Origin of the sequence: Brachybacterium atlanticum (assembly GCF_025669985.1) — a bacterium.
Taxonomy (GTDB): Bacteria; Actinomycetota; Actinomycetes; order Actinomycetales; family Dermabacteraceae; genus Brachybacterium; species Brachybacterium conglomeratum.
Genome location: NZ_JAKJJW010000005.1, coordinates 42,126 through 56,670, shown reverse-complemented (window position 1 = coordinate 56,670; position 14,545 = coordinate 42,126). Strand labels below are relative to the sequence as shown.

At 72.0% G+C, this 14,545-nt stretch carries 14 protein-coding genes; 7 read left to right on the top strand and 7 right to left on the bottom strand.

Going from position 1 to position 14,545, the window contains the following annotated elements; genetic code table 11:
- Positions 1-82: 82 nt before the first annotated feature.
- Both L3K22_RS03735 and L3K22_RS03730 read left to right on the top strand, forming a co-directional pair.
- Positions 83-424, top strand: coding sequence for a YciI family protein (locus tag L3K22_RS03735; protein ID WP_263310209.1), 342 nt, complete (start codon positions 83-85; stop codon positions 422-424).
- A 305-nt stretch (positions 425-729) separates the two neighbouring features.
- Positions 730-918 carry a hypothetical protein gene (locus L3K22_RS03730; RefSeq protein ID WP_263310208.1) on the top strand — a complete coding sequence of 63 codons (189 nt, stop codon included), beginning with the start codon at positions 730-732 and terminating at the stop codon, positions 916-918.
- A gap of 82 nt (positions 919-1,000) precedes the next feature.
- Here L3K22_RS03730 and glnA read toward each other — a convergent pair whose 3' ends face one another.
- Positions 1,001-2,431: a type I glutamate--ammonia ligase gene (gene glnA / locus L3K22_RS03725; protein WP_263310207.1), complete on the bottom strand. Its 1,431-nt coding sequence runs from the start codon at positions 2,429-2,431 to the stop codon at positions 1,001-1,003.
- 178 nt (positions 2,432-2,609) lie between these two features.
- Between glnA and L3K22_RS03720 the strand changes: the two genes are divergently transcribed.
- The gene (locus L3K22_RS03720) at positions 2,610-3,044 is read left to right on the top strand and encodes an RDD family protein (protein WP_263310206.1); all 435 of its coding nucleotides are present in this window, start codon (positions 2,610-2,612) and stop codon (positions 3,042-3,044) included.
- Positions 3,045-3,294: 250 nt separating this feature from the next.
- Here the strand turns inward: L3K22_RS03720 and L3K22_RS03715 are convergent, their stop codons facing one another.
- The 3 genes from L3K22_RS03715 to lipB form a co-directional block, all read right to left on the bottom strand.
- On the bottom strand, positions 3,295-4,053 hold the full coding sequence (locus tag L3K22_RS03715) for a DUF4191 domain-containing protein (protein ID WP_263310205.1): 759 nt from the start codon (positions 4,051-4,053) through the stop codon (positions 3,295-3,297).
- A 32-nt stretch (positions 4,054-4,085) separates the two neighbouring features.
- Complete coding sequence (gene lipA, locus L3K22_RS03710) at positions 4,086-5,108, bottom strand: lipoyl synthase (protein ID WP_263310204.1); 1,023 nt, start codon at positions 5,106-5,108, stop codon at positions 4,086-4,088.
- Positions 5,109-5,169: 61 nt separating this feature from the next.
- Entirely contained in the window at positions 5,170-5,868 is a 699-nt protein-coding gene (gene lipB, locus L3K22_RS03705; RefSeq protein ID WP_263310203.1) for a lipoyl(octanoyl) transferase LipB, read from the bottom strand.
- 81 nt (positions 5,869-5,949) lie between these two features.
- Between lipB and L3K22_RS03700 the strand changes: the two genes are divergently transcribed.
- Complete coding sequence (locus L3K22_RS03700) at positions 5,950-7,416, top strand: hypothetical protein (RefSeq protein WP_263310202.1); 1,467 nt, start codon at positions 5,950-5,952, stop codon at positions 7,414-7,416.
- A gap of 97 nt (positions 7,417-7,513) precedes the next feature.
- On the opposite strand, the gene sucB is transcribed toward L3K22_RS03700, so the two are convergent.
- The 3 genes from sucB to L3K22_RS03685 all read right to left on the bottom strand — a co-directional run bounded on the left by sucB (position 7,514) and on the right by L3K22_RS03685 (position 12,414).
- Complete coding sequence (gene sucB, locus L3K22_RS03695; protein ID WP_263310201.1) at positions 7,514-9,358, bottom strand: 2-oxoglutarate dehydrogenase, E2 component, dihydrolipoamide succinyltransferase; 1,845 nt, start codon at positions 9,356-9,358, stop codon at positions 7,514-7,516.
- Positions 9,359-9,381: 23 nt separating this feature from the next.
- Positions 9,382-10,785: a dihydrolipoyl dehydrogenase gene (gene lpdA / locus L3K22_RS03690; RefSeq protein ID WP_263310200.1), complete on the bottom strand. Its 1,404-nt coding sequence runs from the start codon at positions 10,783-10,785 to the stop codon at positions 9,382-9,384.
- A 147-nt stretch (positions 10,786-10,932) separates the two neighbouring features.
- Positions 10,933-12,414, bottom strand: coding sequence for a leucyl aminopeptidase (locus L3K22_RS03685; protein ID WP_263310199.1), 1,482 nt, complete (start codon positions 12,412-12,414; stop codon positions 10,933-10,935).
- A gap of 81 nt (positions 12,415-12,495) precedes the next feature.
- Here L3K22_RS03685 and L3K22_RS03680 point away from each other — a divergent pair, with 81 nt between their 5' ends.
- The 3 genes from L3K22_RS03680 to L3K22_RS03670 all read left to right on the top strand — a co-directional run bounded on the left by L3K22_RS03680 (position 12,496) and on the right by L3K22_RS03670 (position 14,519).
- On the top strand, positions 12,496-12,861 hold the full coding sequence (locus L3K22_RS03680) for a hypothetical protein (RefSeq protein ID WP_263310198.1): 366 nt from the start codon (positions 12,496-12,498) through the stop codon (positions 12,859-12,861).
- Positions 12,858-13,319, top strand: a complete 462-nt coding sequence (locus tag L3K22_RS03675; protein ID WP_263310197.1) for a hypothetical protein — start codon at positions 12,858-12,860, stop codon at positions 13,317-13,319. The genes L3K22_RS03680 and L3K22_RS03675 overlap by 4 nt, the downstream gene beginning before the upstream one ends.
- Positions 13,320-13,412: 93 nt before the next feature.
- Positions 13,413-14,519 (top strand): quinone-dependent dihydroorotate dehydrogenase, encoded by a 1,107-nt coding sequence (locus L3K22_RS03670; RefSeq protein WP_263310196.1) that lies wholly within the window; start codon positions 13,413-13,415, stop codon positions 14,517-14,519.
- Positions 14,520-14,545: the final 26 nt, after the last annotated feature.

Sequence of the window (14,545 nt, the reverse complement as noted above, 5' to 3'; positions counted from 1 at the left end):
CGGGGTGGCGGCGCGGGCCGCGGGTGAGCAGACTCGGGGGCGAGCCCCGCGACGGCGCGGAGGCCGACGAGAGGAGCCGACGATGGCGAAGTACCTGATCTCCTTCCCCAGCAGCGCGACGAACCTGTCCGACGAGGAGCTCGCCGCCGCGTCCGCGGACTCCCATGCCGTGGTCCGCGAGGCGAAGGCCGCCGGGGTGTGGGTCTTCGGCGGTGGGATCGACGAGTCCGTGCCCCCGGTGATGGTCACCGGCAGCGGCAGCGTGCTGGAGACGACCTACGAGCAGACCCGACGCATCGACGGCGGGTTCGCCGTGCTCGATCTCGCCACCCGCGAGGAGGCGCTGGAATGGGCGCGCCGGATCGCCGTCGCGTGCCGCTGCGCCCAGGAGGTGCGGGTGTTCGGGGACGACCCGGAGAGCTGAGCCGCACGGTTTCCGCGGGGGAGCGTGCGCGACGCGCCGAAACACGCCATGAGCAGGAGCGCAGGCAGGCGACACGTGACCGTCCGGACTCTGACGCGCAAGTGACGCAGGGCATACTCTGCCGTCGCCCGCACGCCCTGCCGCTCGCGGGTCCGCATGCCCGGCACGGGCTGCCCCGACCGAGGCGGCCCGGACGATGCCGTCCCACCCGGAGGAAGTCATGCGCCTGTCCTCTGCGGCCGCCGGAGCCTGCTGTCCGGCTTTCGCCGTCGCCCCGAACGGCGACATACATCCTCGTCGCCGAGATGTTCGGCGACGACATCTCCACCATTTCGCCCGGCCGTACGAGGGCCCGCACCCTCTTCGAGGCCGCCTCGGCGGCCGGCGTCGAGCTCGGGCGCGGCACCGTCTACGCCACCATCGGCGTGTCCGGCGTGGGCGGAGCCCCCGGAAACGGCGCCGTCGTCTCGTGCCAGTACCGCTCCGTTCGCTGAGGCGGAGAGGTGCATCGACGCGGAGACCCCCCGCCCCGCCGGACGGCGGGACGGGGGTCTCTGCTGCGCGAGCGCTGTCGGCTCAGATGTCGTAGTACAGCTCGAACTCGTGGGGGTGCGGGCGGAAGCGGAACGGATCGATCTCCGTGGTGCGCTTGAGCTCGATCCAGGTGGAGATGAGGTCCTCGGGGAACACGTCGCCCTCGGTGAGGTAGTCGTGGTCCGCCTCAAGGGCGTCCAGTGCCGCACCCAGCGTGTCGGGCAGCTGCTGGATCTGCGCGTGCTCCTCCGGCGGGAGCTCGTAGAGATCCTTGTCGATCGGCTCGGGCGGCTCGATCCGGTTGCGGATGCCGTCGATGCCGGCCATGAGCTGCGCGGCGAAGGACAGGTACGGGTTCGCCGAGGGGTCCGGGGCGCGGAACTCGACGCGCTTGGCCTTCGGGGAGGAGCCCGTGACGGGGATGCGAATGGCGGCGGAGCGGTTGCGGGCCGAGTAGACCATGTTCACCGGCGCCTCGAAGCCCGGCACCAGGCGCTTGAAGGAGTTCACCGTGGGGTTGGTGAACGCGGTCAGCGAGGGGGAGTGGGCGATGATGCCGCCGATGTACCAGCGGGCGATGTCAGAGAGGCCGCCGTAGCCGCGCTCGTCGAAGAACAGCGGCTCGCCGTCCTTCCACAGCGACTGGTGGGTGTGCATGCCCGAGCCGTTGTCGCCGAACAGGGGCTTGGGCATGAAGGTCGCGGTCTTGCCCGCGTCCCACACGGTGTTCTTGACGACGTACTTGAACTTCATGACGTCGTCGGCCGCCTGCAGCAGCGTGTTGAAGCGGTAGTTGATCTCCTGCTGGCCCGCGGTGCCGACCTCGTGGTGGGCACGCTCGACCTGCAGGCCGGTGTCCTCGAGCACGGAGACGATCTCGTCGCGGAGATCCGCCATCTGGTCGTTCGGCGGGACGGGGAAGTAGCCGCCCTTGAGCCGGGTCTTGTAGCCCTGGTTGCCGCCGAACTCGGACTCGTCGCGGTCGGTGTTCCACACGGCCTCGTCGGAGTCGATCGAGTAGAAGCCGGAGTTGACCGACGTCTTGAAGCGGACGTCGTCGAAGATGTAGAACTCGGCCTCGGCCGCGAAGAACGCGGTGTCCGCGATGCCGGTGGACTTGAGGTACTCCTCGGCCTTCGAGGCGACGGTGCGCGGGTCGCGGGAGTAGGGCTCGTCGGTGAACGGATCCACGATCGAGAAGTTGACGATCAGGGTCTTCCGCTCGCGGAACGGGTCCAGGTACGCGGTCTCCAGGTCCGGCACGAGCTTCATGTCCGACTCGTGGATGGCCTGGAACCCACGGATCGAGGAGCCGTCGAAGAGCTGGCCGGTCGCGATGGCCTCCTCGTCGAAGGTGCTCGCCGGAATGTTGAAGTGCTGCATGACGCCGGGGAGATCGCAGAAGCGGATGTCGATGAACTCGACGCCCTCCTCCTCGATGTACTTCGTGATCTCGCTGGGATTGTTGAACACATCTCCTCCATCCGCGCCGTGCGGCGCGTTAAGTGCTGTCTCACCCCGAGAGGCCGAACCGCTCGAGTGCCGAGGGACCGCGTCCGGCCGGGACTCGGGTGAGACCAAGCTTAGGGGCAGTGGTGCCCCGCGCCCGCGGAGCCCGGCGATTCCCAGCACGGCCGCGTAGGCTCCGCCCGTGATCGATCGCAAGGACCTCGGCTCCTGGATGGACGGCCCGCCCGGGGAGGCCGGCTACGTCAAGGGCTCCGCTCTCGGACTGCCGGCCTCGGGCCGCGGCGCCGTCGCGTCGTTCTGGCGCCGACCCCTTTCGCTGATCGTCGACTGGGGACTGTGCGTGGGCATCTCGGCCCTGCTGTTCGGCGGCGACCCGCTGGCGAACCTGATCCTCTTCGCGGCGGTGAACGTGCTGTTCCTGACGCTTTTCGGAGTGACCCCGGGTCAGTTCCTGCTGCGGGTGCGGGTCGTCCCCGTCAGCGGCCGCAGCCCGATGCTGCTGCGCGCGGTCGTGCGCACCGCGCTGATGCTGCTGGTGCTCCCGGCAGTGGTCTGGAACCGCGACACCCAGCCCCTGCACGACGTCGTCGCAGGCACCGCGGTCGTCACCCTCTGACGGGGCTCGTCGCCTCGCCTGCGCGGCGGGAGAAAGCACTCCAGCACCCCTGGACGCGCCCTGTCGACCCGCAGGGCGCCGCTCCACTTCACCCCGCTGACCTGCGTCGACGCCGAATGTCACGAAAAGGTCACGCAGGTCACGAGAAGGTCACGGCCACTTCCCGGATCCCCGGACAGCCGCCTGTCACAGGACGACGCCCCCTCCCGCCGGAGCGGGAGGGGGCGTCGCCGAGAGGACGGGTGCCGGGTCAGCGGCCGCGCATCGCCTTGCGGTTCGGACGGGCGCGCATCGGGTCCACGCCCTTGGGCACCTGCTGGCGCAGCGAGCGGTGCAGCGCGTTCAGGCGCTTGGTCACCTGTGCGGACTCCTGCTTGGTCAGCTGCTTCTTCATGCGCTGCATGTAGGTGGGGAGCCTGTGCAGCGGCACCTCGCCCTCGCCGTCGCCGACGACGATCTGATGGACCGGCACGTTGTCGTGCTGGAGCACGCGCCGGATGCTGCGCCGCTCCTTCTCCAGCAGCTTCATCGAGATGCCCGTGGAGTCCTCGGCCACGACCGCGATGCCCGCCCGGCCCGAGGCGCGGAAGAGCATCTTCTGGCTGCGGGGATCGATCTGCACCGGCTCGTCCTCGACGTTCCAGCCGCGGCGGATCGACTGCATCGCGGCGAGGGCCGCGCCGGTCTGGCCCTTGATGCGGTCGAAGGCCGCTCGCTCCGCCTTGCGGGCCAGGATGATCATCGCGATCAGCACGCCGACGGCGAGGCCCATGAAGATGCCGTACCAGGGGCTGTCGAAGATCAGCACGGTCAGCAGCACGCCGACGGCGATCGCGCCGACGATCGCGAGGATCATCAGCGGCAGGGTCGACCGGTCGACCTCCTGCGTGTACTTGAAGACCTCGAACATCTGCTTGAGGCGACCGGGCTTCTTCGTGCCGTCGGCATTGCGCTTGCCGCGCTTCTTCGTGTCGTCCTTGGCGGACGTGGTCTCGGACGTGCGAGCCATGGGGGATGTGTCCTCTCGGGGCCGGCGGAGCGTCAGCTCGCGGCGGCCGGCTGGGTGCGGGCGACGACGCTCGCAGCTTCCTGACGGGCGGGCTGATCGGAGTCGAGGTGGCGGAGGTTCTCCGGGATCTCGCGGCCGAGCTCGCGCATCGCCTGCGCCCAGAGCTTCCCGGCGCGGTACGAGGAGCGGACCATCGGACCGGCCATCACCGCGAGGAAGCCCATCTCCCTCGCGGCCTCGGACAGCTCGACGAACTGCTGGGGCTTCACCCAGCGGTCGATCGGGTGGTGCAGCTTCGAGGGCCGCATGTACTGGGTGATGGTGAGGATGTCGCAGCCGGCGTCGACCAGGGCCTGCATCGACTCCAGGATCTCCTCGTCCGTCTCGCCCATCCCGAGGATGAGGTTGGACTTGGTGATCATCCCGGCGTCCTTGCCCATCGAGATGACGTCCAGCGACCGGTCGTAGCGGAAGGCGGGACGGATCTGCTTGAAGATCCGCGGCACCGTCTCCAGGTTGTGCGCGAACACCTCGGGCACGGCCTCGAACACCTGCTGGAGGTGCTCGCCGCGGCCCTTGATGTCGTCGATCAGCAGCTCGACGCCGGTGCCGGGGTTCATCGCGTGGATCTGCTGGCAGGTGCGGGCGAACAGCCCCGCCGCGCCGTCCTCGAGATCGTCGCGGGCCACGCCCGTGACCGTCGAGTAGCGCAGGCCCATCTCCTTGACCGACTGCGCGACCTTGAACGGCTCCATCGGGTCCACCGCCATCGGCTTGCCGGTGGCGATGTTGCAGAAGTCGCAGCGCCGGGTGCAGGTGTCCCCGCCGATCAGGAAGGTCGCCTCCCGATCCTCCCAGCACTCGAAGATGTTCGGGCAGCCAGCCTCCTCGCAGACCGTGTGCAGGCCCTGGCCGTGCACGCGGTGCTTCATGGCCGTGTACTCGGGGCCCATGACGGCCCTGGTCTTGATCCATTCGGGCTTGCGCTCGATGGGGATCTCGGCGTTGCGCGCCTCGACGCGCAGCATGCGACGGCCCTCGGCAGCGATCGTCACAGTGATGCCTCCTCGTCTCGACGTCCCTGAAGTCTATCGATCCCGTCTGCGCGCGCGGCGCTCACAGCGCCCGTGCGGAGGTGCGGTGCGCCACGAGGTCGATCATCGCCTCGGCGACCGGGTCGAGCAGCTCGACGACCGGCACCCTGCGGCCGAGCTCCCGGCTGAGACTGGTCACGCCGGCGTCGTCGATCCCGCAGGGGATCACGTTCTGGGCCCAGGAGAGGTCGTTGGCGCAGTTCAGCGCGAAGCCGTGCATCGTGGCGCGCTTCGAGACGCGCATCCCGATCGCGCACACCTTACGCTCCTCCTCGCCCTCGGGAGCCACCCACACCCCGCTGCGCCCCTCGATCGGGACGGTCTCGAGGCCGAGCCCGGCGCAGACGCCGATGATCGCCTGCTCGAGGGCGCGCACGAAGCCGACCACGTCGATCGGGATCGGGAGCTTCACGATCGGGTAGCCGACGAGCTGCTGCGGCCCGTGCCACGTGATCTTCCCGCCCCGGTCGATGTCCACCACCTCGGCGCCGTCGCGGGGGCGCTCGTGGTCCTGGGTGAGCTTGCCCGCGGTGTACACGGGCTGGTGCTCCAGCAGGAGCAGCGTGTCCGGCCGCTCGCCCGCGACCACCTCGGCGTGGATCCGGCGCTGCAGGTCCCAGGCGGCGCGGTAGTCCACCGGCCCCGGGGGCAGGTCGAACTGTGCGTGCCGGTCCTCGTGGGGGAGCGGCTCGCTGAGGCCGAGACGGATCACATCGAGCATCGCTCCAGGCTACTCCCGCCGCGACCTGCACGTTGTGGATGACCAGCAGGGGTGCGCGTCGCGGTGGGGTTCACTGTGGCTATGGATCAGGGGGAGCACGCCAGGTGCGGAGGACGCCACAGGTTCGTCCTGGGGCCGACGGTCGACGGTCCGGGACACGCGGGCGCCGGCCTGGACGGTGGCGCCGGGGACCGGGCCGGGCGCGAGGAGGAGAGCCTCGGAGCGCCGGGGCGGGAGGACGCGCTGCGGGTGCGATGGCGGGGCCCGGAGGGGCGGGAGTCCGTCACCGCGGAGATGCAGCTGCTCGCCGCGCTCGAGGTGGCCGGGATCAGCGCCGCGCCGGAGGTGATCGGCATGGAGGAGGACGGGTACATCCGCGAGACCGCCCCGCCGCTCGCGCGGCGCCGCGGGCGACGCGCCGCCGACGGCGGTGCACCTGCGACGGGGGAGCGGGTGGCGCAGGCCCGGGCACGGGAGGACCTCGAGGCCCTCGTCGCGGCGCTCCACGAGCGCGGCTGGGTGCTCGGGGCACCGCGAGGCCGCGGGCTCGGGGTCCGGGCCGACGGCAGCGTGCTGGTGCTCGACCTCAGCGGCCTGCGGCATGAGCAGTCCCTCGCAGCGCGCAGCGCGGATCTGCACTGGATCGACTCCGTGCTCGAGGACGAGGAGAGGACGCTGCGACGACGGATCCACGCCCTCCCTCGCGGAGGCGCGCCCTCGCTCGACCTGCCCGGCCTCCTCGACGCCCCCGCGGGAGCGGGTCCGGCGGATCCGTCGCGGGTACCGGGAGAGCCGGAGGGGCCGGACGCGGCACAGCAGGAGGTGGCGCGGGAGGAGGCGGAGGAGGAGGCCGACGCGGCCGACGCAGGATCTGTGGCGCCGCTTCCGGCGCCCCGGCTGCGCAGAGCGCGCACGGAGGTGCGGGCCGCGGGCGGAGCGGACGCCGGCTCATCGCGTCGGCGCGGGACCGGCGGCGCGCTCTCCGCGGTGCTGGGGCAGCGGCGACACCGGCGCACCGCCCTGCTCAGCGGAGCCGTGGTGCTCGCCCTCGGTCTCGGCGCGGCGGCGGCGATCACGCTGACCACGGACCGCCCGGAGCCGGCGCGACAGGCCCCCGCGGTCGTCGCCGGCGGAGCTCCTTCGGGCGCCGGCAGCTCTCAGGAGGGGCAGGTGCCCGAGATCGAGGACCCGTGGGCGCTGGCGGCGGAGCTCGCGGGCTCCCGCCACTCCTATCTCACCGGCGCCTCCGACGTGCCCGTCGCCGCCGAAGGCGGTTCCGCGCAGGAGGAGGACGAGCGGATCCGCGCGGCCTACGAGGGCTACGAGGTGCAGGGCAGCGGCCCCGTCGTGCACGAGGCCGAGCTGATCGAGGGACCCGACGAGGACGGCAGGGCCGTGCTGCGCGTGCTCGTCTCGACCGAGGCCGGCCAGGTGCGCGACGGCTCCGTCCTCGTGCAGGAGACCCCGACCAGCGGTGCCTCGCAGCTCGATCTCGAGCTGGTCTGGGACGGGGCACGCTGGAGGATCCTCGAGACGCGCACCGTCTGAGACGCCCGAGGAGGGCCGGGACGTGGAAGGGCCCCGACACCGTGACGGTGCCGGGGCCCTGCCGATGCTCAGCCGATGGCTGCGCGCGGCGACGGGCTCAGAGGCCGAGCTCGCCCTCGAACGCGCCCTCCTCGAGCCGCTTCTTCATGAAGGTGAGGAAGCGGGCGGCGTCGCCGCCGTCGACCATGCGGTGGTCGTAGGAGAGGAACAGGTACATCATCGAGCGGATCGCGATGGTGTCGTCGCCCTCGGCGTTCTGCACCACGGCGGGACGCTTCGTGATGGTGCCGGTGCCGAGGATGCCGACCTGCGGGGCGGGCACGATCGGGGTGTCCCAGAGCGCACCGCCCGAACCGGTGTTCGTGATCGTGAACGTCGCGCCGGAGAGATCGTCGGGGACGAGCTTGTTGCTCTTCGCCCGGCCGCCGAGGTCGCCGATCTGGCGGGCGAGGCCGGCGAGGTTCAGGTCGCCCGCGTTCTTGATGACCGGGACCACGAGACCGCGCTCGGTGTCCGCCGCCATGCCGATGTTCTCCGAGCCGTGGTAGACGACCTTGTCGTCGTCGATGGTGGAGTTCAGCTGCGGGTAGGTCTTCAGACCCTCGATCGCCGCCATCATGAGGAAGGGCAGGAAGGTGAGCTTGGCGCCCTCGCGGGCGGCGAACTCGTCCTTCGCCTTCGCGCGCAGCTTCGCGATGCGGGTCACGTCGACCTCGACCGCGGTGGTCAGCTGCGCCATGCCGTGCAGGGACTCCATCATCCGCTGGCCGATGACCTTGCGGATGCGGGGCATCTTCTCCTCGGTGCCGCGCTTCGAGGAGACCTCGACCTTCGGCGCCGCGGGAGCGGCGGCCGAGGCGGCAGGAGCGGCCGCGGCGGCGGGTGCCGCCTCGGCCTTCTGCGCGTCGATCGCCTGCTGCACGTCCTGCTTGCGGATCCGACCGCCGAGGCCGGAGCCCTTGACGCTCGAGAGGTCCACGCCGGCCTCGGCCGCCATCTTCCGCACCAGCGGGGTGACGTAGCCGGAGGACTCCGCGCCGGAGACGGAGTCCGCCGCCTGCGGGGCCGCAGCCGCCGCGGGCGCGGGCGCCTCGGTCTTCGGAGCCTCCTGCTTCGGAGCCTCCTGCTTCGGGGCCTCGGCCTTCGGCGCCTCCTGCTTCGGAGCCTCCTCCTTCGGGGCCTCTGCGGGCTTCTCCTCGGCCTTCTTCTCCTCGGGTGCGGGAGCGGCGGGCTCCTCCGCCTTCGGGGCCGCGGCAGCGCCGGAGCCGACGATCGCCAGCACGGAGCCGACCTCGGCGTCCTCGTCCTCCTGGACGCGGATCTCGAGCACCGTGCCCGCGACGGGGGAGGGGATCTCTGTGTCGACCTTGTCGGTCGACACCTCGAGCAGCGGCTCGTCGACCTCGACGGTGTCGCCGACGGCCTTGAGCCAGCGGGTGACGGTGCCCTCGGTGACGGACTCGCCGAGCGCCGGCATCGTCACCTCCTCGCCCCCGGCCGCGCCGCCGGAGGCGCCGGAGGCGGCATCGCCGGAGGCGTCCGCAGGCTTCTCGGACTCCCCGGCGGGGGTCTCCTCGTCGGTGGACGGGGCGACGGTCTCGTCGGAGGCGAGGTCCTCGCCCTGCTCCTCTGCGGGAGCCTCCTCGGCGGGAGCCTCCTCGGCCTCGGCGCCGGAGTCCCCGGAGCCGGCGTCCGCGGAGCCCGAGCCGTCGCCGATGACGGCGAGATCGGCGCCGACCTCGGCGTCCTCGTCCTCCTCGACCAGGATCTTCTCGATGGTCCCCGCGACGGGCGAGGGGATCTCGGTGTCGACCTTGTCGGTCGAGACCTCGAGCAGCGGCTCGTCGACCTCGACAGTGTCGCCGACGGCCTTGAGCCAGCGGGTGACTGTGCCCTCGGTGACGGACTCGCCGAGTGCCGGCATCTTCACGGTTTCAGACATGGGGTTCTCTCCTCTGGGAAGACTCAGGCGTGGGCGTGCAGCGGCTTGCCGGCGAGGGCGAGGGCAGCCTCGCCCATGGCCTCGTGCTGCGAGGGGTGGCCGTGGATGAGGGAGGCGACATCCTCGGGGTAGGCCTCCCAGTTGACGATGAGCAGCGCCTCGCCCATCAGCTCCGAGGTGCGCGAGCCGATCATGTGGACGCCGATGATCGGGCCGTCCTTCTCGCGGACCAGCTTGATGAAGCCGGTGGTGCCGAGGATCTGGGACTTGCCGTTGCCGCCGAGGTTGTACTCGTAGGCCTCGACCTTGTCCTCGCCGAGCTGCTCCTTGGCCTGCTTCTCGGTGACGCCGACGGAACCGACCTCCGGCTCGCAGTACGTGATGCGCTCGATGCCGGACTCGACGATCGGGGCGGGGCTCAGGCCCGCGATCCGCTCGGCGACGAAGATGCCCTGGGCGAAGCCGCGGTGGGCGAGCTGCAGGCCGGGGACGATGTCGCCGACGGCGTAGACGCCGGGGACGTTGGTCTCGAGGGTCTCCTTGTTCGCGAGCACGAAGCCGCGATCCATCTCGATGCCCTGCTCCTCGTAGCCCATGCCGGAGGTGTTCGGGCCGCGGCCCACGGCCACCAGGAGGTAGTCGCCCTCGAAGACCTTGCCGTCGGCGAGGGTGACCTTGACACCGGTCTCGGTCTGCTCGGCCTTCTCGGTGAAGACGCCGAGGGAGAAGGCGATGCCGCGCTTCTTGTAGGCCCGCTCGAGGGCCTTGGAGATCGCCTCGTCCTCGTTGGCGACGAGGTGGGGCAGACCCTCCACGATCGTCACGGACTCCGCGCCGAGCGACTTCCAGATCGAGGCGAACTCGACGCCGATCACGCCGCCGCCGAGGATGATCGGGTTCTTCGGCAGCTCGGGCAGCTGAAGCGCCGTCTCGGAGTCGAGGAAGCGGCCGCCGAGGTCGATGCCCGGGAGGGTCTTCGAGTAGGAGCCGGAGGCGAGGATGACGTTCTTGCCGGTCAGGGTGCGGGTGCCGGACTCGGTCTCGACCGTGACGGTGTTCGGCCCGGTGAGCTTGCCGAAGCCCTCGACGTAGTCGATCTTGCGGGCCTTCACCAGGCCCTGGAGCCCCTTGTACAGGCGGCCGATGACCTTGTCCTTGAAGCCGAGGACCTTCGTGGCGTCGACGCCGTTGAGGGTGAGGTCCACGCCGGCCGCGGCGGCCTCGGACGGTGCGTCGGCGAGCTCCCCGACATGGAGCATGGCCTTCGTCGGGACGCAGCCGCGGTGCAGGCAGGTGCCGCCGAGCTTGTCCTTCTCCACGAGGGCGATCTTCTGGCCGAGCTGGGCTCCGCGCAGCGCGGCCGCATAGCCGCCGCTGCCACCGCCCAGGATCACGACGTCGAACTGGTCAGTGGTTGTGTCCGCCACCTGTGTGCTCCTCGGTGTCTTGGGTGTTCCGCGGCGCATTCAGACCCGGATGGCCGACGGCGCCGCCTGCGTGCCCCATGCTAGGGCACCGGGCGGCGCCGGGCGGACCTGTTGCGTGCAACTGTCAGGATGTCGATGCGGCGAGCATCACGCCCCCGCGGCCCCGGCGTGGTCCTCGAGGACCTGCAGGACGGTGCGGACGCTCATCCCGGTGGCTCCCTTGCCCATGTAGCCCAGCGGTGCGCTGGCGAAGGCGGGGCCGGCGATGTCCAGGTGCGCCCACTCGGTCGAGCCCACGAACTCCTTGAGGAAGATGCCCGCCGAGAGCGCGCCGCCGGGACGCTCGCCGATGTTGCGCAGGTCCGCGACGCGACCGGTGAGGTCGGCGCGCAGCTCCTGCGGGAAGGGCAGTGGCCAGAAGGGCTCGCCGGAGCGCTCGGCGGCCGCCACCACGGCCGACCGGGCGGTCTCGGTTCCCATCACGCCGCCTGTGCGTTTGCCGAGCGCGACCACGGCCGCGCCGGTGAGGGTCGCGACGTCCATCACCAGGTCCGGCTCCGCGGCGACCGCATCGACGAGCGCGTCGGCCATCACCATGCGGCCCTCGGCGTCGGTGTTCAGCACCTCGACGGTGGTGCCGTCGCGCATGGTGACCACGTCGCCGGGGCGCTGGGCGCCGCCGCCGGGCATGTTCTCGGCGAGGGCGAGGAAGGTGGTGACCTTCACGTCCAGCCCGAGGCGGGCCGCGGCGACGGTCGCGCCGAGCACGGTCGCGGCACCGGCCATGTCCGAGGTCATGTCCTCCATACCGGGCGCCGGCTTCAGGGAGATGCCGCCCGTGTCGAAGGTGATGCCCTTGCCCACCAGCGAGACGGAGCGGCTCGCCCCGGCAGGTGCGTACTCGAGGCGGACCAGGCGCGGCGGGCGCGTCGAGCCCTGGCCGACGCCGACGATGCCGCCATAGCCGCCCTCGGCGAGGGCGGCCTCGTCCAGCACGGTCACCGTGATCGGGAGGTCGGCGACGAGCTCCTCCGCGCGGCGGGCGAACTCCGCGGGGGGCAGCAGGTTCGGCGGGGTGTTCACGAGGTCGCGCACGAGGTCGACGGAGCCGGAGAGGACACGGGCCCGCTCGAGCGCGGGCTCGAGGGCGTCGGTCCCGGCCTCGCCGGCGAGCAGGACGATCTCGGCCAGGGCCCGCTTGGGGGCCTTCTCTCCGGTGCCGGTCTTGTGCGCGGTGAAGGCGTAGGCGCCGAGCGCGGCGCCCTCGAGGGCGGCGGCGCGCTGCGCGTCGGACGCGGTGGGCAGGGCGAGCGCGGCGCGGCCGACGCCGGTCAGCGAGCGGGTCGCGGCGCCGACGGCTAGGCGGAGGTCCTCGGCGGAGACGGCGGCGAGATCCTCCTCGCCCACGCCGACGAGGAGCAGGATGGTTGCGGCGGCGAGGCCGGCGGAGGGCAGACGGTGCAGGTCCCCCCGCGCGGCGGAGGGGGCGAGGCCCGCGACGGCCTCGGAGATCTCGGGGGACCCCGGGACGGAGGCGGGGGCATCGCCCGCGCCGGCGACCAGGGGGAGCACGAGGACGTCGGCGGCGACGTCGACGAAGGGTTCAGCGGTCAGTTCCAGAATCGGCATGGGCCTATCGTAGGTCCCGGCCCCGACCGACCGTCCGCGGCCGTGGAGGAGGACCGACCGCACGATGAGGGAGCCGCACCGATGAGCCTGCTGAGCATCGTGGTCGCCGTGCTGGGCGGTCTGACCGCCGCGCTCGCGATCTACTACGCCGCGAAGGATCTCAGCGCCGACCTCGTGCTGCTGGGCGTCGCGGCGCTGACAGCGATCGGCTGGATCGTGCTCGGCATCTCCCTCGGCGTGCGCGATGCGACCTCCGCAGGCCCGCCGCCCGAACGGGTGACGCTCTACGGGTACGTGCTGACAGGGCTGATGCTCGTCGTCGGCGGGGGCTGGCTCGGCGCCTTCGAGCGCACGCGCTGGGGGAGCGTGGTGATCGCCGTGACCTGTGCGGTGACCCTCGTGCTCCTGATGCGCATCCACCAGATCTGGCCGGGAGGCTTCGCATGACCGCACCGCGCACCGACGACCGCCCTGCGGACCGCGACGGACGCGGTCCCGCGCCGGTCAGGAGCCGCGGCGGGCGCGGCTTCGAGATCGTCCTCGTCGCCGTCTACGCCATCTTCGCCCTCTCGGCGACCGCGCGCAGCCTGGTGCAGGTGCTGCGGGACTTCGACCGCGCACCGGTGGCCTACTCCCTCTCGCTGCTCGCGGCGGCGACCTACATCGCCGTGACCGTCGCGCTGGTGCGCGGCGGACGGCGCTCGAGGGTCGCCCGGGTGCTCGTCGTGATCGAGCTGATCGGCGTGCTCGCCGTCGGCACCCTGACCGTGCTCGACCCCGTGCTGTTCCCCGAGGCGACCGTGTGGAGCGTGTACGGCCAGGGCTACGGCTACGTGCCGCTCGCGCTGCCCGTGCTCGCGCTGGTCTACATGCTCCTCGGGGCCCGCAAGCGCCCCGAGGCCTGACCATCGGGCCCCGGCGGCCCGGCCGGAGCACCTCCTGCGGCGCGTCCGGAAGAGCCCTAGGCCCCGGGGAGCGGGGCCCGGACCGCGTACCGTATGCCCGTGACCACCGACACCGCCGCCCGTCGCGGGCCCTACGACGTCCTGTTCCGTCACGTGCTCGCCCGTCTCGACCCCGAGCAGGCGCACCTGCTGACCCTGCGGGCGCTGTCGCTCGCGCACGCGGTCCCCGGCGCGCCGCGGCTCCTGCGCCGCGCGACGGGCACCCCGGACCCGATGCGGCCCGCGGGCACCGGTCGTCGCGTGCTCGGCGCGGAGCACTCCTCCCCGCTCGGCCTCGCGGCCGGTCTCGACAAGGACGGGGAGCTCCCGCTCGCGTTCCTCGACCTCGGCTTCGGCCATGTCGAGGTCGGCACCGTCACCGCGAAGGCGCAGTCCGGCAATCCGCGCCCCCGCTCCTTCCGCCTGGTGGGGGACCGCTCGCTGATCAACCGCATGGGCTTCAACAACCACGGCGCCCAGGCCCTCGCCCACCGCCTCGCCGCGGCCCGACGCACCGAGCGCGGCCAGCGCGCGGTGATCGGCGTGAACATCGGCAAGTCGAAGATCACGGCACTCGAGGACGCGGCCGAGGACTATCGCTTCTCCGCCGGTCTGCTCGCGCCCTACGCCTCCTATCTCGCCATCAACGTCTCCAGCCCCAACACCCCGGGGCTGCGCGACCTGCAGAGCGTCGAGATGCTCCGCCCGATCCTCGAGGCCGTCGTCGACGAGAGCCGCAGCGCCGCCCGTCGTCGGCGCCGCGAGGTGCCGGTGCTCGTGAAGATCGCGCCCGACCTCCACGACGCCGACGTCACGGCGGTGGCCCGCCTCGCCGCCGAGGTGGGGCTCGCCGGCGTCATCGCGACCAACACCACCATCTCCCGGCCCGAGGAGCTGCGCGCCGACCGCGCCGAGATCGCGCGGATCGGTGCCGGCGGGCTCTCCGGCCCGCTGCTGGCCCGCCGCTCCCTCGAGATCCTCCGACTGCTCCGCGCCGAGCTGGGGGAGGAGGCCGTGGTCATCAGCTGCGGCGGCGTGACCACCGCCGAGGACGTCCGCGAGCGGCTCGCCGCCGGCGCCGACCTCGTCCAGGGCTACACCGCCTTCATCTACGAGGGCCCGTCCTGGCCCGGCCGGATCGCGGGCGCCCTGCGCCGCTGAGCCCTGCCGTCACGGGAGTCACCGCG

Bases quoted from the DNA above. Each gene is read 5' to 3' on its own strand.
- L3K22_RS03735 (WP_263310209.1), top strand. From the start codon at position 83: ATGGCGAAGTACCTGATCTCCTTCCCCAGCAGCGCGACGAACCTGTCC.
- L3K22_RS03730 (WP_263310208.1), top strand. From the start codon at position 730: ATGTTCGGCGACGACATCTCCACCATTTCGCCCGGCCGTACGAGGGCC.
- L3K22_RS03715 (WP_263310205.1), bottom strand. From the start codon at position 4,053: ATGGCTCGCACGTCCGAGACCACGTCCGCCAAGGACGACACGAAGAAG.
- lipB (WP_263310203.1), bottom strand. From the start codon at position 5,868: ATGCTCGATGTGATCCGTCTCGGCCTCAGCGAGCCGCTCCCCCACGAG.
- L3K22_RS03700 (WP_263310202.1), top strand. From the start codon at position 5,950: ATGGATCAGGGGGAGCACGCCAGGTGCGGAGGACGCCACAGGTTCGTC.
- sucB (WP_263310201.1), bottom strand. From the start codon at position 9,358: ATGTCTGAAACCGTGAAGATGCCGGCACTCGGCGAGTCCGTCACCGAG.
- L3K22_RS03685 (WP_263310199.1), bottom strand. From the start codon at position 12,414: ATGCCGATTCTGGAACTGACCGCTGAACCCTTCGTCGACGTCGCCGCC.
- L3K22_RS03680 (WP_263310198.1), top strand. From the start codon at position 12,496: ATGAGCCTGCTGAGCATCGTGGTCGCCGTGCTGGGCGGTCTGACCGCC.
- L3K22_RS03675 (WP_263310197.1), top strand. From the start codon at position 12,858: ATGACCGCACCGCGCACCGACGACCGCCCTGCGGACCGCGACGGACGC.
- L3K22_RS03670 (WP_263310196.1), top strand. From the start codon at position 13,413: ATGCCCGTGACCACCGACACCGCCGCCCGTCGCGGGCCCTACGACGTC.